The sequence below is a fragment of the Methylorubrum thiocyanatum genome, from assembly GCA_014138645.1.
Classification (GTDB): Bacteria; Pseudomonadota; Alphaproteobacteria; order Rhizobiales; family Beijerinckiaceae; genus Methylobacterium; species Methylobacterium thiocyanatum.
Window position 1 is genome coordinate 41,695 of record JACJIB010000003.1, and the last position, 23,887, is coordinate 65,581.

Consider the following 23,887-nt stretch of genomic DNA (forward strand, 5'->3'; position numbering starts at 1 on the left):
ATGCAGATCGCCACCCCCTACCTGATGTTCCTCGGCGACGTGCCAGACCGGCTCGCCGCCAAGACCGCCTACGGCATCAATGACTGGCGGCCGGAATGGTGCGTCGGCCAGCTCCGGATGGAGGGTTGCGCGGCCGATCTCGGCATTCCCGATCTGACCCTGGAAGAGGCCGTCGCCAAGGGCTGCAAGACGATGGTCGTCGGCGTCGTCAATGCCGGCGGCGTGCTGCCCGAGCACTGGGTCAAGGAGATCGTCGCGGCCCTGAATGCCGGGCTCGACGTGGCGAGCGGATTGCACGTGCGCCTCGGCTCGATCCGCGCCATCGCCGAGGCCGCCGAGCGCAACGGCCGCGCCCTCCATGACGTTCGCCACACCACCGAGACCTTCCCCACCGGCAAGGGGACGAAGCGCCCCGGACGCCGCCTGCTCACCGTCGGCACCGATTGCTCGGTCGGCAAGAAGTACACCGCGCTGGCCCTGGAGCGCGGCATGCGCGAGCGCGGCTTCGACGCGGATTTCCGCGCCACCGGCCAAACCGGCGTGTTCATCTCCGGCCGGGGTGTCGCCATCGATGCGGTGGTGGCCGATTTCATTTCCGGCGCCGTCGAATGGGTCGCGCCGGCCGCCGAACCGAATCACTGGGATCTGATCGAGGGTCAAGGCTCGCTGTTCCACCCCTCCTTCGCTGGCGTCAGCCTCGGTCTGCTGCACGGGGCACAGGCCGACGCCTTCGTCGTCTGCCACGAGCCGACCCGCAGCCGCATGCGCGGAGTGGAAGCCGGTCTGCCCTCGATCCAGGAGGTCATCGACCTGACGGTTCGCTGCGGCGCGCTCACGAATCCGAAGATCCGCCCGGTCGGCATCGCCGTGAACACGCAGGCGCTGAGCGAGGCGGAGGCCCGCACGGTCCTGCGCGAGGCCGAGACCGCCTATGGTCTGCCCGCCACCGATCCCGTGCGATTCGGGGTCGAGGCCATCGTCGACCGCATCGCCGCCGAGTTCCCGGCCTGAGGGAGGAGAGCCGATGCCGCGTCTGACCGTTGCCGTCGAGCGTTTCCCCATCGCCGGGGCCTTCACGATCTCCCGGGGAAGCCGCACCGAGGCGGTCGTCGTCGTCGCCACCCTTGAGGAGGGTGGTGTGCGGGGCAGGGGGGAGTGCGTGCCCTATGCCCGCTACGGAGAAAGTGTGGAGAGCGTCGCCGCCGCCCTAGAGGAGCAGACGGGATGGATCGCCGGGGGCGGAAGCCGCTTCGACCTCGCCGACCGGATGAAGCCGGGTGCTGCCCGCAACGCCCTCGATTGCGCCCTATGGGATTTCGAGGCGAAGCGCACCGGCAGGCCGGCTCACGAGCTGGCCGGCCTTTCGGCGCCGGGGCCGGTCACCACCGCCTATACCCTGAGCCTCGGCGATCCCGAGGCGATGGAGGAGGCGGCCCGCAACGCAGCGCATCGGCCGCTCTTGAAGGTGAAGCTCGGCGGCGAGGGCGATCCCGAACGGATCGCGGCTGTGCGCCGCGGCGCGCCGGACTCTCGCCTCATCGTCGATGCCAACGAGGCGTGGCGGGCGGAAACGATCGAGCAGAATCTGGCGGCCTGCGCGGCGGCGAACGTCGGCCTGATCGAGCAGCCGCTGCCGGCGGGCGACGACGGCCTCCTGGCCGAGATCGACCGCACCATCCCGATCTGCGCCGACGAGAGCCTGCACGACCGCGCCGGACTCGACGCCCTGGCCAAGCGCTACGACGCGATCAACATCAAGCTCGACAAGGCCGGCGGCCTGACCGAGGCGCTGAAGCTCGCCCATGAGGCGCGGGCACGCGGCTTCGAGATCATGGTCGGCTGCATGGTCGGCTCGTCGCTCGCCATGGCGCCCGCGATGCTGCTCGCGCATCACGCGGCTTACGTCGATCTCGACGGGCCGCTGCTGCTCGCCCGGGACCGGGAGCCGGGGCTGCGCTACGAGGGCAGTACGGTCTATCCGCCGCTGCCCGACCTGTGGGGCTGATCCCGGCTAAGGCTTACTGCACCGTGTGCAGCGCCAGCGACGGGGCGACGGATTCGTTGAGGCGCAGACGGGCGTCGAGGATCGGCTCGGCGGGCTCCTCGGCCTGCTGCGCGGCGAGGTCGGCGATGGCCTGATACTGGCTTAGGCGCCGGTCGATCATGCCATCGAGCTTCTCGTGGACTTCCGCCACCGTGAGGCTGCGGCGTTTGCCCCCGTCCTTCGCGGTGAAGATGGCGCGGTTGGCCCGGGCGGCGCGCCCGAAGGCGGCCTTGGCCACCTTGTCCGGATCCTCGGCGCTGAGCGTGAGGAACTTGCCGGCGCTCGCCGTGCCGAGGAAATGCGCGAGGTAGAGTTCGGTGGTCTTCAGTTCGCGGCCGATCCGGGCCTCGATCCGGCTGCGGTCGCGCTTGATCAGCTCGCCCGCCATCAGGCCTGAGACGTAGGCATCGTTGCGCAGGTCGAGCACGCGCTTGCGCACGGCCGCATCGGCGATGGTGATGCTCGAGCCGTGGCCCTTCACGGCGGCGGCCTCAGCCGCGAGCCCGTGCTTGGCACCGTACTGCCGGATCATCTCGAGCCAGGTGCCGGTAACGAACTGGAATAGCCCCTGCGCCGAGGAGGCGGACGACTTCACCCCGGTGTCGAAACTCGATTCCTTGTCGGCGAGCGCCATCATGTAGACGGGATCGACGCCGGTCACCTCGGAGGCCTTCAGGATCGTTTCCACTAGCGCGCGCGGCACGCTCATCTCGCCGAAGCGCAGGGTTTCGTCCTCGTCCTGGCGCGGAAGCGCGAATGCGGTCTGCATGCGGTCGATCGAGGCGGTCAGTCCGCCATCCTGGCCGAGCAGCGCGATGCCGCCCCATTCCGCCTCGGCCCCGGCGGGACGGAGATCGGCACGCACCATGGCCGGGATCGATAGCCCGGCTTGCGTGTTCTCATAGGCGGACACGGGAAACGGCGCGGCCAGCAGCAGGGTCACGCTGGCGGTGACGGCTGCGACACCGCGCACGAACGGCGAACGCGCACGCTTCTGCCGCGATGCGGCTTCGGTGCTGGCATTCGACCCGCACGGCACGAGTCGGCTCACGTCGTCGGCGCGGTGCGCCGGCTCCGGGTAAACCCCCATCGGTCTTCCTTGTTGATGCCTCGGCGTTCTTTTGTGCCGGGCTTCGTTTTGACCGGCGGAGGTTTCGCCGCCGGGTGTGACCACAATGGGACCACCTCGTGATCCAAACGTGTTCCCGTTAATGGGGCATTAAGCCATTGAATTTACGATATATTAACCGTTCGGTGCTGGGCCGGCGCCGAACTGCCTGCGGCAAAGATGGCAGGCGAGGGCCTGGAACGCTCTAGATCAGTCACAGTTGTCATGGGCCGCGCGGCGGTCAGTTAGGGCTCATCCTAAGGCGTCAGCGCCACCACAACAGAAAGTCGAGTTCCCATGGGCATTCAGACCGGTCGACGCGTCGGAGTGGCGTTCGTTGGCATGGGCGGCGCCGTCGCGACGACGGCCATCGCCGGCATCGAAACCATCAAATCCGGTTCGAACCGTCTGGATGGCCTGCCCCTCGCCGGCGTTTCGGTCGCCGGACTGGCTGACTACAAGGATCTCGTTTTCGGCGGCTGGGATCTGAACGGCGACGACCTCGCCTCCGCCGCCACCGGGCACGGCGTTCTGACCCGCGAGGACATCGAGAACGGCGCCCAGGCGCTCAAGGGCATCACGCCCTGGCCGGCGGTCGGCTCGGCCAAGTTCTGCAAGAACATCGACGGCGCCAACCGCATCGTCGCCAAGGATCATCGCGAGACTGTCTCGGTCATCGCCAACGACCTCAACCGCTTCCGCAAGGAGAGCAATCTCGACGACGTGGTGGTGATCAACCTCGCCTCGACCGAGCGCTGGCCCGACCTCGCCGAACCGGTGCTGAACTCGGCCGAAGCCTTCGAGAAGGGGCTGGATTCGAGCGACGAGTCGATCTCGCCCGCGATGCTCTACGCCTACGCGGCCATCAAGAGCGGCGTGCCCTACGCCAACTTCACGCCCTCGATCGCCGCCGACGTGCCGGCCCTGATGGAATTGGCCCGCGAACTCAACGTGCCGGTGGCCGGCAAGGACGGCAAAACCGGGCAGACCATGATGAAGACGGTGCTGGCCCCCGCGCTGAAGGCGCGCCAGCTCCACGTGGACGGCTGGTTCTCGACCAACATCCTCGGCAACCGTGACGGCCTCGCCCTGAACGACCCGAACTCGCTGCAGTCGAAGCTCAACACAAAGGGCACGGTGCTCGATTCGATCCTCGGCTACCCGGTCGAGGATCACTTGGTCCACATCCACTATTACCGCCCGCGCGGCGACGACAAGGAAGCCTGGGACAACATCGACGTCACCGGCTTCATGGGCCAGCGGATGCAGATCAAGGTGAACTTCCTCTGCAAGGACTCGATCCTCGCCGCGCCACTCGTCATCGAGATCGCCCGCGTGCTGGATCTTGCCAAGTCCCGCGGCGACGGCGGCGTGCAGGAGCAGCTCTCCACCTTCTTCAAGGCGCCGATGGTGAAGAACGGGCACGGGCCGGAGCACGATTTCGGCAAGCAGCAGCGGATGCTGTTCGACTGGCTGGGCGCGCAGCAGTAAGGGCCCGCGCCCGTGGCGGGTTTTTCGGAAACCGGACCGGCAGCCCCCGTCGCGTTGCGGGAACTGCTGGTCGAACTCGGCGATCTCAAGCGCGTCCGCTCGGCCGGCCGCGCGGGCTCGATCGCCGAGCGCCTATTCGCGCAGGGGTGGGCGACACTGACCGGTGGGGCCGCACCGGAAACGGTCGCCTTCGACATCACGGCGAAGGCGCTTGCCGCCGCGCGGCTCTGCGATCTCGACGCGGCGTTTCTCGCTGCTGCCGGGCTCGATGAGGCTCAGGCCGCCGACATTCTGGTCGCCGGGCTCGATGCCGTCTCCGGGCCGGTCGAGGCCGGTCTGCGTGATCGTCTGCGGGCCTGTCTGCGCGAGCCCGTCGCTCTCTCGTCCGGGCCGGTGCCGGCCTTCGTCGGCGCCCTTGCACAGCAGCCGCGGGCGGGCGTGACCTGTCCCGGCAAGCCGCGCATCCTGCTGGAGCCGCCGGAGAACCATGCCGAGCACTGCCTCGTCGTGGCGGTCTACGGCGTGCTGCTGAGCCCGTTCTACCGCGCGGACCCGACCACGGTCTTCCTGGCGGCGATGGCGCATCACTTCCACAATGCGGCGATGCCCGATGCCGGCTTCACCGGCGAGATGCTTCTGGGCGATCACCTCTGGCCGATCGTCGGCCGATGCTCGGAATGGGCGCTGGACGAGCTGGAGCCGCCGTTGCGCGAGACCGTCCGCGCCGCCCGACTCGTCCTGCCGGACGATGCGACGGCCGAGGGCCGGGCCTTCCACGCCGCCGATTCCATCGACCGGGTGCTTCAGATCGCCCAGCATCTCCGCGCGGCCACGCTGACGATGGACACCGTGCTCGGCGAGATGGAACTGGTCCATGCCGGGCCGGTCAAGGCTTTCCAGGATCGCGTTCTGACCGATATGCGCATCCCGTGACGTCCCGCGCTGCCCGGCAGACCTCAGGATCATGATCCCCTTCGATCTCCTCTCGCCGGAGACCGGCCATCCGCTGAAGGCCGACGGCGCGCATGCCCTGCGCGACGTCGAGACCGGGGCGCGCTGGCCGGTCGTCGATGGCATTCCCTACCTTCGCACCGGCCGCGACAGCCTCGTCGCCGCCGCCCTCGACCATCTCGACGCCGGCCGTGTGGAGGACGCTCTCGTCCTCCTGCTGGCCGATCAGGACGATTGGTGGAACGGCCCGCCGGCCGATCCCGAAGCCTTGCGCCGTCTGGTGCGGGAGCGCGAGACCGCCACCCTGCGGCAGGCGGTGGAGTGGCTCGGCTGGGGCCGCGTCGGCGACTACTTCGTCAATCGCTGGACCGACCCGACCTTCCTCGCCGGCCTGAGCCTTCTGGAAGCGCACTGGAACAGTCCTGTCTGCGCGTTTGAACTCGCCTGCGGCATCGGCCACTACCTGCGCGAGCTGAAGCGGCGTGGTGTGAAGGTCGCGGGCGCGGATGTGGTCTTCGCCAAGCTCTGGGTCGCCCGGCACTGGGTCGTCGGCGGGAAGGCGCAGCTCGTCTGCTTCGATGCCGCCTCGGCCCATTGGCCGATCCCGGAAGCGCCCGTCGATCTCGTGATCTGCAACGACGCCTTCTACTTCCTCGACGACAAGCCCGGCCTCCTCGCCTGCCTGCGTCAGACGGCCGGGGAGGAGGGCTGGCTCGCCCTCAGCCACATCCACAACAGCGGCCAGCCGGGCTTCTCGGCCGGAAAGGCGATCTCGTCCGCCGAGATCGAGGAGCTGTTCCCGGATGGGCTCGTCTACGACGACGCCGAGCTGACCCGAGCCCTCGTCGAAGCGCGCGCCCCGCAGCCGCGCGAGCCGCGTGACCTCCGGAGCTGCGAAGCCTTTTCCGTGGTGGCCGGGCCCGGCATGCGGCCGGCCCCGCGTGCACTCATCGACGGCATCACCCTGCCGCCGGCCGATGCGAGGCTTCATCTCAATCCGCTCTACGCGCCCGAGGACGGGGGTTTCGCGATCCGCTGGCCCTCCGAGCGCTACGAGGCCGAGTACGCCGCGCAGGCGACCTACCCGCTGCACTCGGAGGGCCCGGAGGCCATCGACTGGACCGGCAAGCCCGATGCGCCCGACGCGGCGCGGGTGCGCCGCCGCGAATATGTCGATCTGCCGGAGCGTTGGTGATGGCGGAAAGCGTCGGCTGGGGCATCGTCGGGTATGGCTGGGTCGCCCGCGACTACATGGCGCCCGGCATCCGCGCCGCGGGGCACCGCCTCGTCGCGGTGGCCGATCCCGGGGCGGATTCGCGCGCTGCGGCCGAGGCCGAGGGCGCGTGCGCGCATGCCGACCTCGCGGGGCTGATCGCCGAGCCGGCGGTCGAGGCGGTCTATGTCGCAACTCCCAACCACCTGCATCGCGGCGCCGTCGAGGCGCTCTGTGCCGCCGGCAAGGCGGTGCTCTGCGAGAAGCCGATGGCCGCCGCGCTGTCCGACGCCGAGGCGATGGCGGCGGCGGTGCGCAAGACCGGCGCCTTCTACGGCACCGCCTTCGACCAGCGCCACCATCCCGGCCACCGCGCCATGCGCGACCTCATCCGCGACGGGCGTCTCGGCACGGTGACGGCGGTGCGCATCGTCTATGCCTGCTGGCTCGACCGGGCCTGGACCTCGTTCCAGGGCCAGGACAACTGGCGCATCGACCCGGCCCAGGCCGGTGGCGGCGCCTTGATCGATCTCGCGCCTCACGGCATCGACCTCGTCGATTTCCTGCTCGGCGAGCCCATCGCCGAGATCGCGGCCCTGACCCAGGCGCGGGCGCAGGATTACTCGGTCGATGACGGCGCGCTGCTGATCGGCCGCACCAATTCGGGCGCGCTTGCTCAGCTCAACGTCGCCTACAACTGCCCCGACGCGCTGCCGCGACGCCGGCTCGAAGTCGTCGGCACCAGGGGCATGCTGACGGCGACCGACACGATGGGCCAGACCGCGGGCGGCACCGTCACCTTTACGGACGGTTCGAACGGCCGAAGCGAAGACATCGAATTCGACAAGGCCGCCTCGCCCTTCCTCGAACAGGTGCGCGCCTTCGGCCGTGCCCTGCGCGATCCCGCCGCCCGCGTTGCCTGGGACGCCGAGCGCGACCTTCACACCATGCGCCTGATCGCCCGCGCCTACGCGGCGGCGGGCAAACCGGCCGGCCGCGACGCGGCCTGACGCAATTTGGGAGGAGACCGGCTCATCCAATCAAAGTCCTCATCCTGAGGTGCCGCATGAGCGGCCTCGAAGGATCCTCCAGATCTCGCGCGGTTACTGGAAGATCCTTCGAGGCTCCGCTTCGCTTCGCACCTCAGGATGAGGACGCGAGTTGGATGAATATCGGCGAGCCGCAAACAGGGTAACGATGACAGCGACCGACGCCCTCGACCGGGACGACCGCGCCCACCACCCGAGCCTCGCAGCCCCGCGCCCGTACCGCCGCGGCGCCTCGCGGCGGATCGAGGGCCTGCCCGAGCGGCTGCCCGAGGCCGTGCGGGCCTATCTCGACGTGCTGCCCGAAGGGCGCGTCGTCGGCTTCAACCTCGCCGGGCTCGACCGCACCGGTATCCCGGTCTGGTTCGTCGCGCTCTTCCTCGACGATCCGTTCTATGTCGGCGCCATGCCCTCCGGCATCGGCTACGGCGCCACCGACGACGAGGCGCTGATCGGCGCGGTGGCCGAGATCGCCGAGAACCTGATGCCCTCCGTCGCCCTGCTGCCGCGCAAGGGCGACAATCAGGCCTCCGTCTCCTATGCCGATCTCGTGCGGGTCTACGGCGCAGGCTCCGTCGCCGATCCGCTCACCCTCTGTCTGCCGGCCGGCTCCCCCGTGGGCCGCGACACGCCGCTCGACTGGACCAAGGCGATCCGCGCCCGCACCGGCGAATCCGTCTGGATGCCGCTAGACATCGCCGCGACCGACTATTTTGAGCTGCGCCAGGGCTACCAGCCGTTCACCAACCTCATCACCAACGGCCTCGGCGCCGGCCCGGACGTCGCCTTCGCCCTCGGCCACGGCTTGCTCGAACTGCTCCAGCGCGACGGCAACGGTCTGCTGTTTCGCGCGCTCGACCAGGGCGTGATGCTCGACCTCGACGGGATCGGTCCCGAGACCTGCGGCATGCTCGACCGGCTGGAAAGCCTCGGCATCCGGGCTCTGCCGAAATTCGCCACCGACCAGTTCGGCCTCACCAACCTCTACGTCGTCGGCTACGACGAGGATCCGGCGCGCACGCCCGCGCCGATCGCCCTCTCGGCCTGCGGCGAGGCCTGCGACCCCGACCGCGAGCGGGCACTTCGGAAGGCCCTGCTGGAATTCCAGGCCGCGCGGGTGCGAAAAACCTTCGGGCACGGGCCGCTGGCGCTGGCGGACACCGTGGCGCCGCCCGGCTACGTCGAATCCTTCATCCAGAAGGCGCTGCCGAGCCTCGATCTGGAAGAGAGCCGCGCGCTCCAGGCGATGCTGGCCTGGATCGACCTGTCCTCGGCCGAACTGCGCGAGGTTCTGAGCAAGACGGTCTATTCCGAGCGCAGCACGAAGGCGTTCTCGGAATTGCCGACGACCTCCGCACCGGACGGACATGCCCGCGGCCGTATCGCGCGCGAGCGGTTGGAAGAGGCCGGTTTCGACGTGCTCTACGTCGATTGCTCGCCGCCCGACGGTGGCATCGGCGTGGTCAAGGCGATCGTGCCGGGGCTCGAGGTGGAGACCATGAGCTATTACCGCATCGGCGAGCGCAACACGCGCAAGCTGATCGAGCGCGAGCATCCGCTGATCCGCTTCGGCACGGCGAGCGAGACTCTTCTGCCCGTCCGCCTGACGCCGGAGGCGATCGAGCGCTTCGGCGGCCAGCCCCTCTTCGACGTGGCGCTCGCGGAAGAAATCGTCGGCTCGCATTACCCGCTCTACCGTGAGCCGGAATCGCATCACGCGCCGTTCCGCTACGAGCGCCAGGGCCGCCGGGCCGAGCGGAGGACGGCATGAGCCTGCGTTTCGCCTATAACACCAACGGCACCGCCAACCACCGCATCGAGGACGCGATCCGCCTCATCAAGGATGCGGGCTATGACGGCGTCGCGCTGACCCTCGACATCCACCACCTCGATCCCTTCGCCGAGAACTGGGTTGTCGAGGCCGATCGCATTGCCAGCATCCTGAACCGGCTCGAACTCGGCTCGGTGATCGAGACCGGCGCCCGTTTCCTGCTCGATCCGACTGCCAAGCACGAGCCGACCCTGGTGACGGCCGACGCGGCGGGCCGCGCACGGCGCGTCGGCTTCCTGAAGCGGGCGATCGAGATCGGCCGCATCCTGAATTCGGAAGCGGTGTCGTTCTGGGCCGGCGTGCCGAAGGCGGGCGTCGACCATGGCGAGGCCCGCGGCTGGCTGATCGAGGGCCTGCGCGAAGTGGCTGACTTCGCCGCCGAAAAGGGCGTCGTGGCCGCGCTCGAACCCGAGCCCGGCATGCTCATCGAGACGCTGGACGACTTCGCCGGTCTGGACATCCCCGGCCTGTCGCTCGCCCTCGATACCGGGCACTGCCTCGTCACGGGGGAGCGCGACCCGGCCGAGGCCGTCCACGAATTCGCCCCGCGCCTCGGCACCGTGGCGATCGAGGATATGAAACGCGGCGAGCACATCCATCTTCCCTTTGGCGAGGGCGACATGGATGTGCCGACCGTGCTCGATGCACTCGACGCCGTCGGCTTCCAAAAGCTCGTCTGCGTGGAGCTGTCGCGGGATTCGCACCGCGCCGACGTCATGGTTGGCCAAGCCCTCGAATTCCTGCGCACCTGCCGCCGTCCGGGCCCCGGCCTGCCGGCGCCGGACACCGCGCCGCGCGAGACCGCCGTTCCGGGAATGCCGAACCCATGACAAGCGACGGACACAGCGACCTGCCATGAGAATCTGCTTCGTCAGCCGCCGCTACTTCCCGGCGATCTCCGGCATGAGCGTCTACGCGCAGAACCTCCTGCGCGAGGTCGCGGCCGCCGGCCACGATGTGACGATGATCTCGCAGTACCGGGGCGACGCGTTCGGCACGCGCGTCTATGGCGGCGGCCCGCCGCCGCCGGTGCCGGGCGTCCACGTCATCGGTCTCGAACAGCGTGGCGAGCAGGAGAACGGCGACTTCGAGCGCGACATCGACGAGATCGTCGAGACGATCGGCGCCGAGCACGCCAGGAAGCCGTTCGACGTGCTGCACGCGCAGTACGGCTACCCCACGGGCTGGGCGGTGCTGCTCGCCGGCAAGCGGCTCGGCGTGCCGACCGTCGTCTCGATCCAGGGCGGCGATGGCCACTGGGTCGGTTCCTGCTGCGAGACCCATCGGCGGGCGATGGTCGAGGTGCTGGCCCATGCCAATGCCCTGCTGATCGGCGGCCAATCCTTCGTGAAGGAGGTCTGCGACCGGCTCGGCTCCGATCCTGCCCGTTTCACCATCGTGCCGGGCGCGGTCGATACCGCGCGCTTCACGCCCGGACCACGCTTCGGGGCCGAGCTGGAGGACGAGGAGCCGGTGCGGCTGCTCTATCACGGCCGGGTGGATCGCCGGAAAGGCGTGCTCGACTTCCTCGACGCCCTGGAGCGCCTCTGGGAGGCCGGGGTACCGTTCGATGCGGCGATCTCCGGCATCGGACCGGATGTCGAGGCCGCCCGCGCGCGGGCCGACGAGATCGGCTTCACCTCGGCGCAGGTCCGCTTCACCGGTTACGCCGATTACGACACCGTGCCCGACCTCTATCGCGAGGCGGACGTGTTCGTCTCGCCGACCTACGCGGAAGGATTCTCGAACACGATCCTCGAAGCGATGGCGGCCGGACACGCGGTGGTCTCGACCCATTCGGTCGGCGTCTCCGATTGTCTGCGCGACGGCGAGAACGGCTTGCTTGTCGATCCAGGCGATGTGCGGGGCCTCGCCGACGCCCTGCGGCGCGTGATCGAGGATGGCGATCTGCGCCAGCGTCTTGCGGAGGCGGGACTCGAGGAGTGCCGCCGGGTCTATTCCTGGACCGCAGTCGGCCGGCAGATCATGGACGTATACGCCCAGGTCGCCCGCGAGCACCCCCATACGGACATTCCGGACACGCTGCCTCTCGATCCGGATTGTCGCTTCCGCAAGGAGCCGCACCTGCTGTGACGCGTACCGCGCTCGCCGTTTCGCCGCATCTCGACGATGCGGCCTTCTCCGCCGGCGGCACGCTGGCACGGCTTGCCGCGCGGGGCTGGCGCGTCGTGATGGCGACGATCTTCACCGCCTCGGTGTCCGATCCGCGGGGCTTTGCCCTGGCATGCCAGCTCGACAAGGGCTTGGCGCCCGAGATCGACTACATGGCCCTGCGCCGCGAGGAGGATCGGGCGGCGGCGGTCGCGCTCGGCATCGACGAGCCGGTCCACCTGCCGTTCCGCGAGGCGCCGCATCGCGGCTACGCGTCCGCTCCCGAACTGTTCGCCGAGCTTCGTGCCGACGACCGGATCGGCGCGAACCTCGCCGACGCCTTCGAGCGGCTGGTGGCAGATACCGGCCCCGACCTGATCCTCGCGCCGCAGGCCGTCGGCGGCCACGTCGATCACATTCAGGTGGTCCGCGCCCTCCGCGGCGCGCAGGCGCCCCTGCCGGTGCTGTGGTGGCGCGACTTCCCCTATACGGTCCGCACAGCCGAGCCGAAGGAGCCGCTGCGGGCGATCTTCGCGCCCCTCCCCGAACAGGTCGTGCGCCTCGATGCGGAGGCGGAGCGTCGCAAGGCCGAGGCCTGCGGGGCCTATGCCTCGCAGATCGGTTTTCAGTTCGGCGGACGGGAGGGACTGCACGCCCGGCTTGCGGCCGAGGACGGGGTCGAGCGCTTCCGCCTCCAGGGCCGGCTCCCGCACGACCTGCGCGATGCCGGTTTCGCCTGACGCGCCGAAGAGCCTGCGCGATCCCGCCCTGCTCGAAGCGCGTCGGGCGATGGCGGACGCAGACCACGTCAAACCGTTGCGCGCCCTCGCGCAGAGAATCGCCGGAGAGCGTGGCGCCGACGTGCCCGATCCCGATCCCCTCGATGGCGGCGTCGGGGCGCGCCTGCTTCTGCTCCTGGAGACGCCGGGGCCCTCGATCGGCCGGACCGGATTCGTCTCCCGCGACAACGCCACCGGCACCGCCGCCAACCTGTTCCGATTCCTGGCCGAGGCCGGCATCGCGCGGCGGGACACCCTGATCTGGAACGCGGTGCCCTGGGTGATCCACGCGCCCGGCGCCCGCAATCGCGCGCCGCGCCGCTCGGAGGCCACGGCCGCCGCACCCTATTTCGCGCCTCTGCTCGCCCTCCTGCCGCGGCTCGCCGTCGTGGTTCCGGCCGGACGCTTCGCGCAAGCGGCGGCCGCGCCGCTGAGCCGGCTGCGGCCCGACCTGCCGGTGATCCCGATTCCGCATCCGAGTCCGACCTATGTCTGCACCTCGCCCGCGGTGCGTGAGCGCATCCTCGCGGGTCTCAACCACGCGGCCGTGCATCTCGCGGCCGCGCCGTAACGGCCGAGCGTGCGTGATTTCGGCCGCATTCCCGGTGCAGGGCAGCCCTGTGGCTCTCGTCCGTCGCTGGTCTTTGGCGATCGGAGATCCTAAATGCCGGTGCGCAGTTCGCGGGGCGGTTCGGGATCGGCACCGCCCGGGACGACCCGCGCCGAATGCACCCTGCGATCGACCAGCGGAGGCGGACGCCGTTCTCACATGACATCTGCCGGGAAGCACAGAACGGTCGCGGAGGCCGAGCCGGCCGATGCGGGCCGCGCGGCTGACGCCGGATCGAAGCCGGCCTCGATGCGTGGGCGCTACGCCTGGATCGGTACGGTTGCGAGCCTCGTCCTCATCGTCGCCTCGCTCGGCGTGTTGTGGAAGCTCTCGGAAGAGATCAGTTGGGCCGAGCTGCAGAAGGCGTTCACCGCCGTCGCGGCCGCGCAACTCGGCGAAGCCTTCCTGTTCGTGGCCGTCAGCTATCTGTTCCTGACTTGCTACGACGCGCTCGCCCTGCGCCAGCTCCGGCTCAAGATGCCCTATCGCATCACCGCGCTCGCCTCGTTCACGAGCTACGCGGTGAGCTTCACCCTCGGCTTCCCGCTCATCACCGCGGCGACCATCCGCTACTGGATCTATTCGAAGCGCGGGCTTTCCGCGGCCAAGATCGCCGCCTTGACGGTTATTGCCGGCTTCACCTTCTGGCTCGGCATGGGCGTGGTGCTGGGTTTCAGCCTCATCATCGAGGCGGGCCAGCTCGCGAGCCTCACCTTCCAGAGCATCGGCGTCAACACGACCGCACGCCTCAACCAGATCCTGGGCTTCGGCACCCTCGGCCTCGTGCTCGGCTATCTTGCCTGGGTCTCGGTGAAGCGGCGCTACATCAAGGTGCGCCATTGGCAGCTCGAACTGCCCGGCGCCACGGTGTCGTTCAGCCAGATGATCGTCGGCATCGGCGATGTCTGCGCGGCGGCGGCCGTGCTCTACATGCTGATGCCGGAGGGCATGAACCTCGCCTTCACCACCTTCCTCGCGATCTACGTGCTGGCGGCGATGCTCGGCATCGCCTCCAACGCGCCGGGCGGAATCGGCGTGTTCGAGGCCACCATCCTTCTCGCCCTGTCCTACCTGCCGCGCGAGTCGGTGCTGGGTTCGCTGCTGCTGTTCCGGGTCTGCTACTATCTCGTGCCCTTCATCGTCGCCCTGCTGATGCTCGGCATCTACGAGGGGGCTCAGCGGCTGCGGCGGCACCGGGCGGCAAACGACCCATGAGCCGGCCGGTCCCGTAGCGCCGCATGTCGACGATTCCGGCCCGCCCGATGTGGCTCGGCGTGACTCTCGCCGTGGCGGTCATCGTCTTCGCGGAGGCGGTGGGCGGTACGGTCGATGCGGCGCTGATGATCTCGGCAAGCCTCGCGCTCCTCGTCGGCGGCTTGCTCGGGCGCGGCGGGCGGGTGCTGATCGAGCAGCGGCCCGAGGCGGGGCCGCCGCGTCGCCACACCATCGCCGAAGCGCTGCTCGCCAATATCCCCGATCCCGTGATCCTGGTCGATCGGCGGGTCGTCGTGATCGAGGCCAACCCGGCCGCCCGGCGCCTCCTGCCGGGTCTGAAGCTGCGCCACCCTCTGTCCTTCTCCCTGCGCGCGCCCGATGTCCTCGACGGCATCGAGGAGGTTCTGCGCACGGGCTCGGCGGTGCGGACCGAGTACGCCACCCGCGTGCCGACCGAGCGCGCCTTCGAGGTGCAGATCGGCGCTCTGCCGATTCCGGACGCCCCCGGCGGCGGCGAGGCCAACGTCGTCCTGTTCCTGCGCGATCTCACCGAGGCGCGCCGCCTGGAGGCGATGCGGGTCGATTTCGTCGCCAATGCCAGCCACGAGCTGCGCACCCCGCTCGCGGCCCTGCTCGGCTTCATCGAGACCCTTCAGGGCCCGGCGAAGGAGGATGCCCGCGCGCGCGAGCAGTTCCTCGGCATCATGCGCACCCAGGCGCAGCGCATGACCGGGCTCATCGACGACCTGCTCTCGCTCTCGCGCATCGAGCTGCACGAGCATGTCGCGCCGACGCGAATCGTCGATCTCGGCCGCATCGCCCGCCAGATGGTCGAGATGCAGGCGCCGCTCGCCCGCGAGCGCGGCGTCGCGCTGACCGTCGAACGACCCGACATTCCGCTCCCCGTGCTCGGCGACCGGGACGAGCTGTTGCGCGTCGTCGAGAACCTCGTCGAGAACGCGGTGAAGTACGGCAACAGCGGCGGCGTGGTCGTCGTGTCGCTCCACCGCATCGAGGGGGCCGCCGGCCGCGGGGCGCAGATCGAACTGCGCGTGCGCGACGAGGGGCCGGGGATCGCCGCCGAGCACATCCCGCGGCTGACCGAACGCTTCTACCGCGTCGATACGGCGTCGAGCCGGCAACAGGGCGGGACCGGCCTCGGCCTCGCCATCGTCAAGCACACCCTCAACCGCCATCGGGGCAAGCTCATCATCGAGAGCGAGCCCGGCCACGGAACAACGGTCCGGGTCAGCCTGCCCGAGCATCGCCCGGACGGGTCTGAGACGACGCCGGCCGAACTGCCACCGCAGGACTAGCTCGCTCTGCCACGAGCAGGCGTGGGAACGCTGATCTCTCGGTTCGGTTGCATGGAAGAAGGGCCGTCGGACGGCCCGTCTTTCCAGCCAGAGCGAGAAGCGCCCATGGATGCAACGTCTTCGCAGATGCAGGACTGTATCGAGGCTTGCCTGTCCTGCTACCGAACCTGCCTCGGCATGGCTTCCAGCCATTGTCTCGAAGTCGGCGGCCGGCATGTCGAGCCGGAGCACTTCCGGTTAATGCTCTCCTGCGCCGAGGCGTGTCGGGCCTCCGCCCAACTGATGCTGATCGGCAGCCCGGTCCACCGCCACCAATGCCGCGCCTGCGCCGAGATCTGCGCCGCCTGTGCCCGCTCCTGCGACGAGATCGGCGACATGGAGGCGTGCGTCACCGCCTGCCGTACTTGCGAGACGGCCTGCCGTGCGATGGCGGCATGACATCGGGGGCCGCGCTCCCTTGACCTTCCCATGATGGGAAGCCCCAACTGAGGCGGCATGGATACCGTTCTCGACCCTTCCACCCGGCCGTCCACACCCGTCAGCGGGTCCGCCGGCACCCGCCTCACCTTGCCCGTCGAGGGGATGAGCTGCGCCTCCTGCGTTGGCCGTGTCGAGCGGGCGCTTGCCGCTCTGCCCGGCGCAGTGGACGTGTCCGTCAACCTCGCCACCGGCCGCGCCAGCCTCGTCCTTCCCGAGAGCGTTCCCGCCTCGCGCGCGGTCGAGGCCATCCACGAGGCCGGCTACGATGTGCCGGAGTCCGTCACCGCCGTCGCCGTCGAGGGAATGAGTTGCGCCTCCTGCGTCGGTCGCGTCGAGCGCGCGCTTCTGGCCCTGCCCGGTGCGGTCGCGGCGAGCGTCAACCTCGCCACCGGCCGGGCCGAATTGCGCCACGCCGCCGGAATCGTCTCCGTGAGCGACGTCGAGGCGGCGGTGCGGCGGGCGGGATACGAGCCCCGCCCGCTCGATGCCGCGCCGGACACCTCGCACGAAGAGCGGCAGGAGCGGGAGGCGGCAGCCTTGCGCCGCGACCTTACCATCGCGGCGATTCTCACCAGCCCCGTCGTCGTGCTCGACATGGGGGGGCACCTGCTGCCTGGGTTCCATCATGCGGTGACGGGCGTACTCGGCGCGAGCGGGCTCGCTTGGCTGCAGGCGGTGCTCGCGACCGCGGTCCTGGCCGGGCCCGGCCGCCGCTTCTTCCGCATCGGCGTGCCGAACCTGCTGCGCGGCCATCCCGACATGAACGCGCTCGTCGCCCTCGGGGCGGGCGCGGCCTATCTCTTTTCCCTCGTCTCGACCGCGGCTCCGCGGCTTCTGCCGGAGGGGGCGGCGCATCTCTATTTCGAGGCGAGCGTCCTGATCGTGACGCTGATTCTGCTCGGGCGCACCCTGGAGGCCCGCGCCAAGGGCCGGGCTGGTGCGGCGATCGCCCGGCTGATCGATCTCTCGCCCAAGACTGCCCGGCTGGTGGAAGAGGGGAGTGAGCGTGAGGTGCCGGCCTCCGACCTGCGTATCGGCGACCGGGTGCGGGTGCGCCCCGGCGAGCGCGTGCCGGCGGACGGCACCGTCACCGCAGGATCCTCCTTCGTCGACGAGAGCATGATCACGGGCGAGCCGGTGCCGGTGGAGAAGGGCATGGGCACCCGTGTCGTCGGCGGCACCCTCAACACCACCGGCAGCTTCGACCTCACCGTGGACCGCACCGGCGCCGACACGGCGCTGGCGCGGATCGTGCGGATGGTCGAGGAGGCGCAGGGCGGCAAGCTTCCGATCCAGGCGCTGGTGGACCGGGTGACCCTGTGGTTCGTCCCCGCCGTCATCGCCGTCGCCGTTCTCACCTTCCTGGCCTGGCTCGTCTTCGCGCCGGCGCCGGCCTTCGGTCACGCGCTGGTGGCGGCAATCTCGGTGCTGATCATCGCCTGCCCCTGCGCCATGGGGCTCGCGACGCCGGTCTCGATCATGGTCGGCACAGGCCGCGCCGCGGAGCGCGGCGTGCTGTTCCGGCAGGGCGCCGCACTCCAGGCGCTTCGGGAAGCCCGTGTCATCGCCCTCGACAAGACCGGCACGCTCACGGAAGGGCGCCCGCGCCTGACCGACCTCGTCACCGTCCCCGGATTCACCCGGGAGGAGGTGCTGGCGCTGGCGGGTGCTGTCGAGGCGCGGTCCGAGCATCCGGTCGCCCGCGCCATCGCCGAGGCGGCGCGGGAGGCGGGCGCCGTTCCCGAGACCGAAGCGTTCGAGGCGGTGCCGGGCCACGGCGTCTCGGCCCGAATCGAGGGGCGGCCGGTGGCGCTCGGCAACCGCCGCTTCATGGGACGGCTCGGCGTCGCCACCGACACGCTGGAGGCCGACGCGGCCCGCCTTGCGGGGGAGGGCAAGAGCCCGATCTTCGCCGCCGTGGATGGCCGGCTTGCCGCCCTCCTCGCGGTGGCTGACCCGGTCAAGCCCGAGGCGCGGACGGCCCTCGACGCCCTGCGCACCCGCGGCCTCACCGTCGCGATGCTGACCGGGGATACCCGCGCCACGGCGGAGGCGGTCGCCCGCTCCCTCGGCATCACCGAGGTCGAGGCTGAGGTGCTGCCCGAGGGCAAGGTGGCAGCGTTGCGCCGCCTGCGCGAGGCCCACGGGCCGATCGCCTTCGTCGGCGACGGCATCAACGACGCGCCGGCCCTGGCGGAGGCCGATATCGGCATCGCCATCGGCACGGGCACCGACATCGCGGTGGAGAGCGCCGATGTGGTGCTGATGTCCGGCGCCCTCGGCGGCCTGGTCGAGGCCGTGGCCCTGTCGCGGGCGACGCTGGCCAACATCCGCCAGAACCTGTTCTGGGCCTTCGCCTACAACGTGGCGCTGATCCCGGTGGCCGCCGGCGTGCTGACGATCTTCGGCGGGCCGCAACTCTCGCCGGTCCTGGCGGCCGGGGCGATGGCGCTCTCCAGCGTCTTCGTCGTCGGCAACGCCCTGCGCCTGCGTCGGGCCGGGGCATGAGTGCCGCCTCCGTCACAATCGGCGAGGCGGCCCGCGCCACCGGCGTCTCGGCCAAGATGATCCGCTACTACGAGGAGACCGGTCTGCTCGGCCCCGCCGGGCGGACCGCCGCCGGCTACCGCGTCTACAGCGAGGGCGACCTGCACGCCCTGCGCTTCGTGCGCCGCGCGCGCGACCTCGGCTTCTCGATGCGGGAGATCGCCGATCTGCTGGCGCTGTGGCAGGATCGCTCCCGCGCCAGCGCCGCGGTCAAGGCGGTGGCCCTCGACCACGTCGCGGATCTGCGCCGCCGCATCGGCGAGCTGGAGGCGATGGCCCGCACCCTCGAACACCTGGCCGAGCGCTGCTGCGGCGACGAGCGGCCGGACTGCCCGATCCTCGACGATCTGGCGGGCGGGCCGAACACAGGCTGATCCTCGGCCCTGAGCGATGGCGTTGAAGCTTGGCCGTTGACCCGCTGCTGGCCTTCTGCTTGCTGGGACCCTCCGGAAAGGTTGGATCCATGCCCGTCATCGACCGCATCGCCGATCTCTCGGAGGAGATCACCACTTGGCGGCACGATCTCCACGCCCATCCGGAGCTTCAATACGACGTGCACCGCACGGCGGATTTCGTGGCGGAGAAGCTGCGCGCCTTCGGCTGCGACGAGGTCGTGACCGGCATCGGCCGCACGGGCGTCGTCGGGGTGATCCGGGGGCGGGCGCATGGCTCGAACCGGGCAATCGGCCTGCGTGCCGACATGGACGCCCTGCCGATTCAGGAGGTCCGCGACCTGCCCTACCGCTCGACGGTGCCGGGCAAGATGCACGCCTGCGGCCATGACGGACACACCGCCATGCTGCTCGGCGCCGCCAAGTATCTCGCCGAAACCCGCGACTTCGACGGTCGCGCAGTGCTGATCTTCCAGCCGGCCGAGGAGGGCGGCGGCGGCGGCGAAGCGATGGTGCAGGACGGGATGATGGAGCGCTTCGGCGTCGAGGCGGTCTACGGCCTGCACAACATTCCCGGTCAGCCGCTGGGCACCTTCGCCATCCGCCCCGGCCCGATCATGGCTTCCACCGACCGCTTCACGATCCTCATCGAAGGCCAGGGCGGGCATGCGGCCCTGCCGCAGGCGGCGGTCGATACGGTCTTGGTGGGAAGCCATATCGTGGTGGCGCTGCAATCGATCGTCGCCCGCAACATCGACCCGCTCGATTCGGCGGTCGTCTCGGTCTGTGCCGTGGACGCGGGCGAGGCTTTCAACGTGCTGCCGCAGACGGCGGAATTGCGCGGCACCATGCGGGCGCTGACACCGGCCGTCCGCGACCGGATGCGCGAGCGGCTCGCCGCGATCGCCGAGAACATCGCCGCCGCCTTCGGTGCCCGGGCAAGCGTCGATTTCGCTAGCGGCTACCCGGCCACCGAGAACCATCCGGCCGAGACCGATTTCATGGCCGGCATCGCCGCGCAGGTCGTCGGCGAAGCGCAGGTGGATCGGGGCGTGGCGCCGATGATGGCGGCCGAGGATTTCTCCTACATGCTCGCCCACCGGCCCGGCGCCTACATCTTCATGGGCAACGGCCCCTCCGCCGGCCTCCATCACCCGGAATACGACTTCAACGACGCCGCCATCCCCTACGGCGCCTCTCTTTGGGCAAGGATCATCGAGACGGGTTTGCCGGCCCGCGAGTGACAGCGACGAAGCCGTCGCTGATCCGCCTCGCCGCCGTGGCATCCAGGAGGAAGAAGCGGTCGTCGGAGGGCGGCGCGCGTTCCGCTCCTCACGCCGCGTGCACCCGCTCCAGGAATGTCGCGATCGCGGCCTGCAGCGCCGCGCTGCCCTCGCCGACGCGTCCGGCGCCGGAGCGGACCTCGTCGGAGCGCGCTTCGTTGGAGGCGGCGGCGGCGCGGACGCCTCCGATGCTCTCCGAGACCGTGCGGGCATCCGCCGCCGCCCCTGCAATGGAACGGGCGATCTCGTGGCTGGCCTGACCCTGCTGCTCGGCCGCCGCCGCGACCTCGGCGGCGATGAGGCTGAGCTGCGCGATCGTCTGTCCGATCTCGCCGATGGCGCCGCTGGTGCTGCCGGCGGCCTGCTGGATCGCTGCGACCTGGGCCGCGATCCGGTCGGTTGCCGCAGCGGTTTGGCCGGCGAGCGCCTTCACTTCGCCCGCGACCACGGCGAAGCCGCGCCCGGCCTCGCCCGCGCGGGCGGCTTCGATGGTGGCGTTGAGGGCCAGAAGGTTGGTCTGCTCGGCGACATTGCGGATCAGCGTCACGACCGCGCCGACCTCTTCGGCCGCCCGCGCGAGGGCGCTCACCGTCGTCTCGAGCCCGCTTGCATCGCGCATCGCGGCTTCGGCAATGCGGCTGGCGTGGCGAACCCGCTCGCCGATGCTCTGGGCGGAACCCGACAGCTCTTCGGCGGCGCCCGCGATGCTGTCCACGACGCCGGCCGACTGCTCCGAGGCGCCCGCGACCTCTCCGGCGCGCAACGTCGTGTCGCCTGCGGTCTCGCGTAGCCGGTCGGCGGCGTCGCGCATCGCCAGCGCCGAGTCGGCGAGATCGGCCACCGCCCGCCGGGTCTCGTCCTCGAAGGCCTGCGTCGCAGCGTCGAGCCGCGCGCCGCGGGCGCCGTCCGCCGCCAGTCGCTGGCGGGCGGCGTGGTCGAGCCCCCGCTTCTCGATCAGCGCGGCCTGAAAGCGCGCGATGGTGCCGGCCATCTCGCCGACCTCGTCGCGGCGGGCTGTGAACGGCACCGTCACATCGAGGCGATCATCGGCAAGCGCCTGCATCGTCGCCTTCAGCCGGTGCAGCGGGCGCTGGATCTGTGTGCGGATGATCCAGAAGGCGGTGGCGAGCGCGATGATCAGCGCCGCAGCCGGCGCGGCGATCAGGGTGATGAACCCGGTGCGCTCCGCCTGCGCTGCCGCTTCACGCTGTCCGTCGAGGCGCGCGAGCACATCGCGGCCGAGCGCGCCGATCTCCGCCACCATGCGTTCGCGGTTCTTCACCGTCGCTTCGTCGCTCGCCTGGATCAGGGCGGCGCGGGGCGAGACCGAGAGGCCGAGATCGGCGGTCTCCGTTTGATAGGCGACGAACTCCTTCACCGCGAGGTCCAGCCGCCGCCGCTTCTCCGGCGGCAGGTGGCCTTCCATGGCCGCGAGGAACGGCCCGCGCGAGGCCTCGACATCGCCGAGCGCCGTCTGAAGTGCGGCGAGCCGCTGCTTGGCCTCCTCCGTATCGGAGGCGGTGTAGACGGCGGTCGCCTGAACGACCGCGTGCTCGATCGCCTGGGCGAGACCCCGTGCCTGGAGCCCCGCCTCCCAGAACGATTCGGTGAGCACCGCCCGTGCCTGCGCCTGCGACGCCTGCCGCAGAGCGAAAGCCGAGATGCCGGCGCCGACGAGCCCCAGGAGGGCGACGACCGTGGCCAGCTTGAAGCCGAGAGACACCCGCATGGAAAAGCCCGCCGATCCGAAGAGTCGACGGGCTTCTAGGATGCGGAGGCTTGACCTCAGGTTAAATGAAGCCGGCTATTCTTGAGCATATCCGATGAACACACCGTGATTCATGTTGAACCTGAATTCTCCGCTCGAAGATACCGGCTTAGCTTCCGCTCAGTTTTTTTGAGGTGCCGTTCCACCGAGATGGAACACGCGATGCGGCACCAATTCGCCGCGTTCCACATCGCCGACGGCGACGAGCACGCCGCCGCAGGTGGCGTAGGCCTTGCCGCCCAGCGGCGCATCATGCCCGCGCAGGATCACCGGCTGGCCCCGCATCAGGCGAAGCCCCATGTCGCGGCTGACGGCGACCGACGGAATTTCGTCGAGGGCGGTCTCGACCGCGTGGAGGTGCATCTCGGTGCTCTCTTCCAGGGCGGCGACGCTGCAGGCGGTCGCCTCCTCGAAGGGGCCGACGCGGGTTCGGCGCAGGGCCGAGACGTGGCCGTAGCAGCCGAGCACGCGCCCGAGGTCGCGGGCCAAAGCGCGGACATAGGTGCCCTTGCCGCACTCGGCGGCGATCACCGTGCGGTCGCCGTGGTGCTCGATGACGGAGAGGTGGTCGATGCGCACGGCGCGGGCCACCAGCTCCACCACCTCACCGTCCCGGGCGAGATCGTAGGCGCGCTCGCCCTGGATCTTGATGGCGGAGTAGCGCGGCGGCACCTGCTCGATCTCGCCGACGAAGGCGGGCAAAGCCGCCTCGATCGCCTCGCGGATCGGGCGGTTCTCGGAGGTCTCGACCGGCCGGCCCTCGGCATCGTCCGTGTCGGTCTCGACGCCCCAGGTCACCTCGAAGCGGTAGGCCTTGCGGCCGTCCATCACGAAGGGGACGGTCTTGGTCGCCTCGCCCAGCGCGATCGGCAGGATGCCGGAGGCCAGCGGATCGAGGGTACCAGCATGGCCCGCCTTCTTGGCGTTGAACAGGCGCTTCACCACCGCGACGGCCTGGGTCGAGGTGATGCCGACGCCCTTGTCGAGCACGACCCAGCCGCTCACGTCGTTCTTCTTCGGGCGGTCATGCCGCGGCCGGCCGCGCTGAGGGCGGCGTCCGCCCCGCGGCGGTCCATCCCGGCGCACGTCGCCGCGCGGTCCCTGCGGAGCCTCGGCGGCGCGTTCGGAAGAAATCTCGTCCTGCATCCTGTCCTCGATCGACGGGGTTTTTTTGAGGGACTCGTCCCGTCATGGGGCCACGACTCGGGGCCCATGGGTGATGGGGCGGCCCGAAAACGGCCGCCCGGATTGGGATCAATCGCGCGAGGCCGAATCCGGTTCGGCCTCGTCGTCCTCGCGGGGCGCACTCTCCAGATCCCGCTGGACCTTCTCGCTCCGCAGGAGCTGGTCGATGCGGGCAGCCTCGTCGAAGGTCTCGTCGCGGCGGAAGCGCAGCTCGGGAGCGTATTTCAGGTTCACCCGCCGGGCCACCTCCTGGCGGAGGATCTTCTTGTGCCGCTCGAGCGCGGCAATCACCGGCGCCTCGTCCTGTCCGCCGAGCGGCATGACGTAGGCGGTGGCGAGCTTGAGGTCCGGCGACATGCGCACCTCGGGCACGGTGACGACATGCGAGCCGAGCACCGGATCCTGGATGTCGCCGCGCTGGAGCACCTCGGCAAGCGCGTGGCGCACGAGTTCGGCCACGCGCTGCTGGCGCTGCGAGGGACCGGAGGGAGTCTGCTTTTGGGCCATCGGCTATCG

The 23,887-nt window shown here is 70.2% G+C and carries 21 protein-coding genes; 17 read left to right on the plus strand and 4 right to left on the minus strand.

All coding sequences use genetic code 11. From position 1 onward, the window contains the following. Positions 1-1,011, plus strand: coding sequence for an N-acetyltransferase DgcN (dgcN, locus tag HNR51_RS07725; RefSeq protein WP_182554562.1), 1,011 nt, complete (start codon positions 1-3; stop codon positions 1,009-1,011). A 13-nt stretch (positions 1,012-1,024) separates the two neighbouring features. Then, positions 1,025-2,005: an N-acetyl-D-Glu racemase DgcA gene (dgcA, locus tag HNR51_RS07730; RefSeq protein ID WP_182554563.1), complete on the plus strand. Its 981-nt coding sequence runs from the start codon at positions 1,025-1,027 to the stop codon at positions 2,003-2,005. A 13-nt stretch (positions 2,006-2,018) separates the two neighbouring features. Here the strand turns inward: dgcA and HNR51_RS07735 are convergent, their stop codons facing one another. Further along, positions 2,019-3,134: a transglycosylase SLT domain-containing protein gene (locus HNR51_RS07735; RefSeq protein WP_182554564.1), complete on the minus strand. Its 1,116-nt coding sequence runs from the start codon at positions 3,132-3,134 to the stop codon at positions 2,019-2,021. A gap of 315 nt (positions 3,135-3,449) precedes the next feature. Here HNR51_RS07735 and HNR51_RS07740 point away from each other — a divergent pair, with 315 nt between their 5' ends. The 15 genes from HNR51_RS07740 (at position 3,450) to HNR51_RS07810 (ending at position 20,379) form a co-directional block, all read left to right on the plus strand. Then, the gene (locus HNR51_RS07740) at positions 3,450-4,643 is read left to right on the plus strand and encodes an inositol-3-phosphate synthase (protein WP_012454678.1); all 1,194 of its coding nucleotides are present in this window, start codon (positions 3,450-3,452) and stop codon (positions 4,641-4,643) included. Positions 4,644-4,655: 12 nt separating this feature from the next. After that, positions 4,656-5,576, plus strand: coding sequence for an HD domain-containing protein (locus HNR51_RS07745; protein WP_182554565.1), 921 nt, complete (start codon positions 4,656-4,658; stop codon positions 5,574-5,576). Positions 5,577-5,607: 31 nt separating this feature from the next. Then, complete coding sequence (locus tag HNR51_RS07750) at positions 5,608-6,789, plus strand: class I SAM-dependent methyltransferase (protein WP_182554566.1); 1,182 nt, start codon at positions 5,608-5,610, stop codon at positions 6,787-6,789. Continuing rightward, positions 6,789-7,817 (plus strand): Gfo/Idh/MocA family protein, encoded by a 1,029-nt coding sequence (locus HNR51_RS07755; protein ID WP_182554567.1) that lies wholly within the window; start codon positions 6,789-6,791, stop codon positions 7,815-7,817. Before HNR51_RS07750 ends, HNR51_RS07755 begins: the two co-directional genes overlap by 1 nt. 187 nt (positions 7,818-8,004) lie before the next feature. Beyond that, positions 8,005-9,624, plus strand: coding sequence for a YcaO-like family protein (locus tag HNR51_RS07760; RefSeq protein ID WP_182554568.1), 1,620 nt, complete (start codon positions 8,005-8,007; stop codon positions 9,622-9,624). Beyond that, positions 9,621-10,514: a sugar phosphate isomerase/epimerase family protein gene (locus tag HNR51_RS07765; protein WP_182554569.1), complete on the plus strand. Its 894-nt coding sequence runs from the start codon at positions 9,621-9,623 to the stop codon at positions 10,512-10,514. Before HNR51_RS07760 ends, HNR51_RS07765 begins: the two co-directional genes overlap by 4 nt. A gap of 25 nt (positions 10,515-10,539) precedes the next feature. Further along, positions 10,540-11,778: a glycosyltransferase family 4 protein gene (locus HNR51_RS07770; protein ID WP_182554570.1), complete on the plus strand. Its 1,239-nt coding sequence runs from the start codon at positions 10,540-10,542 to the stop codon at positions 11,776-11,778. Next, positions 11,775-12,536, plus strand: a complete 762-nt coding sequence (locus HNR51_RS07775; protein WP_182554571.1) for a PIG-L deacetylase family protein — start codon at positions 11,775-11,777, stop codon at positions 12,534-12,536. The genes HNR51_RS07770 and HNR51_RS07775 overlap by 4 nt, the downstream gene beginning before the upstream one ends. Then, a complete protein-coding gene (locus HNR51_RS07780) occupies positions 12,520-13,146 on the plus strand; it encodes a uracil-DNA glycosylase (protein ID WP_182554572.1) in 627 nt (208 codons plus the stop codon). Before HNR51_RS07775 ends, HNR51_RS07780 begins: the two co-directional genes overlap by 17 nt. Before the next feature lie 198 nt (positions 13,147-13,344). After that, positions 13,345-14,400 carry a lysylphosphatidylglycerol synthase domain-containing protein gene (locus tag HNR51_RS07785; protein ID WP_012454687.1) on the plus strand — a complete coding sequence of 352 codons (1,056 nt, stop codon included), beginning with the start codon at positions 13,345-13,347 and terminating at the stop codon, positions 14,398-14,400. A gap of 23 nt (positions 14,401-14,423) precedes the next feature. Further along, positions 14,424-15,716 (plus strand): ATP-binding protein, encoded by a 1,293-nt coding sequence (locus tag HNR51_RS07790; RefSeq protein ID WP_182554573.1) that lies wholly within the window; start codon positions 14,424-14,426, stop codon positions 15,714-15,716. Positions 15,717-15,821: 105 nt separating this feature from the next. After that, complete coding sequence (locus HNR51_RS07795) at positions 15,822-16,154, plus strand: four-helix bundle copper-binding protein (protein WP_182554574.1); 333 nt, start codon at positions 15,822-15,824, stop codon at positions 16,152-16,154. A 57-nt stretch (positions 16,155-16,211) separates the two neighbouring features. Beyond that, positions 16,212-18,704 carry a heavy metal translocating P-type ATPase gene (locus HNR51_RS07800; RefSeq protein WP_182554575.1) on the plus strand — a complete coding sequence of 831 codons (2,493 nt, stop codon included), beginning with the start codon at positions 16,212-16,214 and terminating at the stop codon, positions 18,702-18,704. Continuing rightward, on the plus strand, positions 18,701-19,117 hold the full coding sequence (cueR, locus tag HNR51_RS07805; protein ID WP_012454691.1) for a Cu(I)-responsive transcriptional regulator: 417 nt from the start codon (positions 18,701-18,703) through the stop codon (positions 19,115-19,117). The genes HNR51_RS07800 and cueR overlap by 4 nt, the downstream gene beginning before the upstream one ends. Positions 19,118-19,206: 89 nt before the next feature. Beyond that, positions 19,207-20,379, plus strand: a complete 1,173-nt coding sequence (locus HNR51_RS07810; RefSeq protein ID WP_182554576.1) for a M20 aminoacylase family protein — start codon at positions 19,207-19,209, stop codon at positions 20,377-20,379. Positions 20,380-20,467: 88 nt separating this feature from the next. Here HNR51_RS07810 and HNR51_RS07815 read toward each other — a convergent pair whose 3' ends face one another. From HNR51_RS07815 to rbfA, 3 genes are all read right to left on the minus strand, one after another. Beyond that, positions 20,468-22,147 carry a methyl-accepting chemotaxis protein gene (locus tag HNR51_RS07815; protein WP_182554577.1) on the minus strand — a complete coding sequence of 560 codons (1,680 nt, stop codon included), beginning with the start codon at positions 22,145-22,147 and terminating at the stop codon, positions 20,468-20,470. 159 nt (positions 22,148-22,306) lie between these two features. Continuing rightward, positions 22,307-23,332: a tRNA pseudouridine(55) synthase TruB gene (gene truB, locus HNR51_RS07820; RefSeq protein ID WP_182554578.1), complete on the minus strand. Its 1,026-nt coding sequence runs from the start codon at positions 23,330-23,332 to the stop codon at positions 22,307-22,309. 108 nt (positions 23,333-23,440) lie between these two features. Further along, positions 23,441-23,878 carry a 30S ribosome-binding factor RbfA gene (rbfA, locus tag HNR51_RS07825; protein ID WP_012454695.1) on the minus strand — a complete coding sequence of 146 codons (438 nt, stop codon included), beginning with the start codon at positions 23,876-23,878 and terminating at the stop codon, positions 23,441-23,443. Positions 23,879-23,887: the final 9 nt, after the last annotated feature.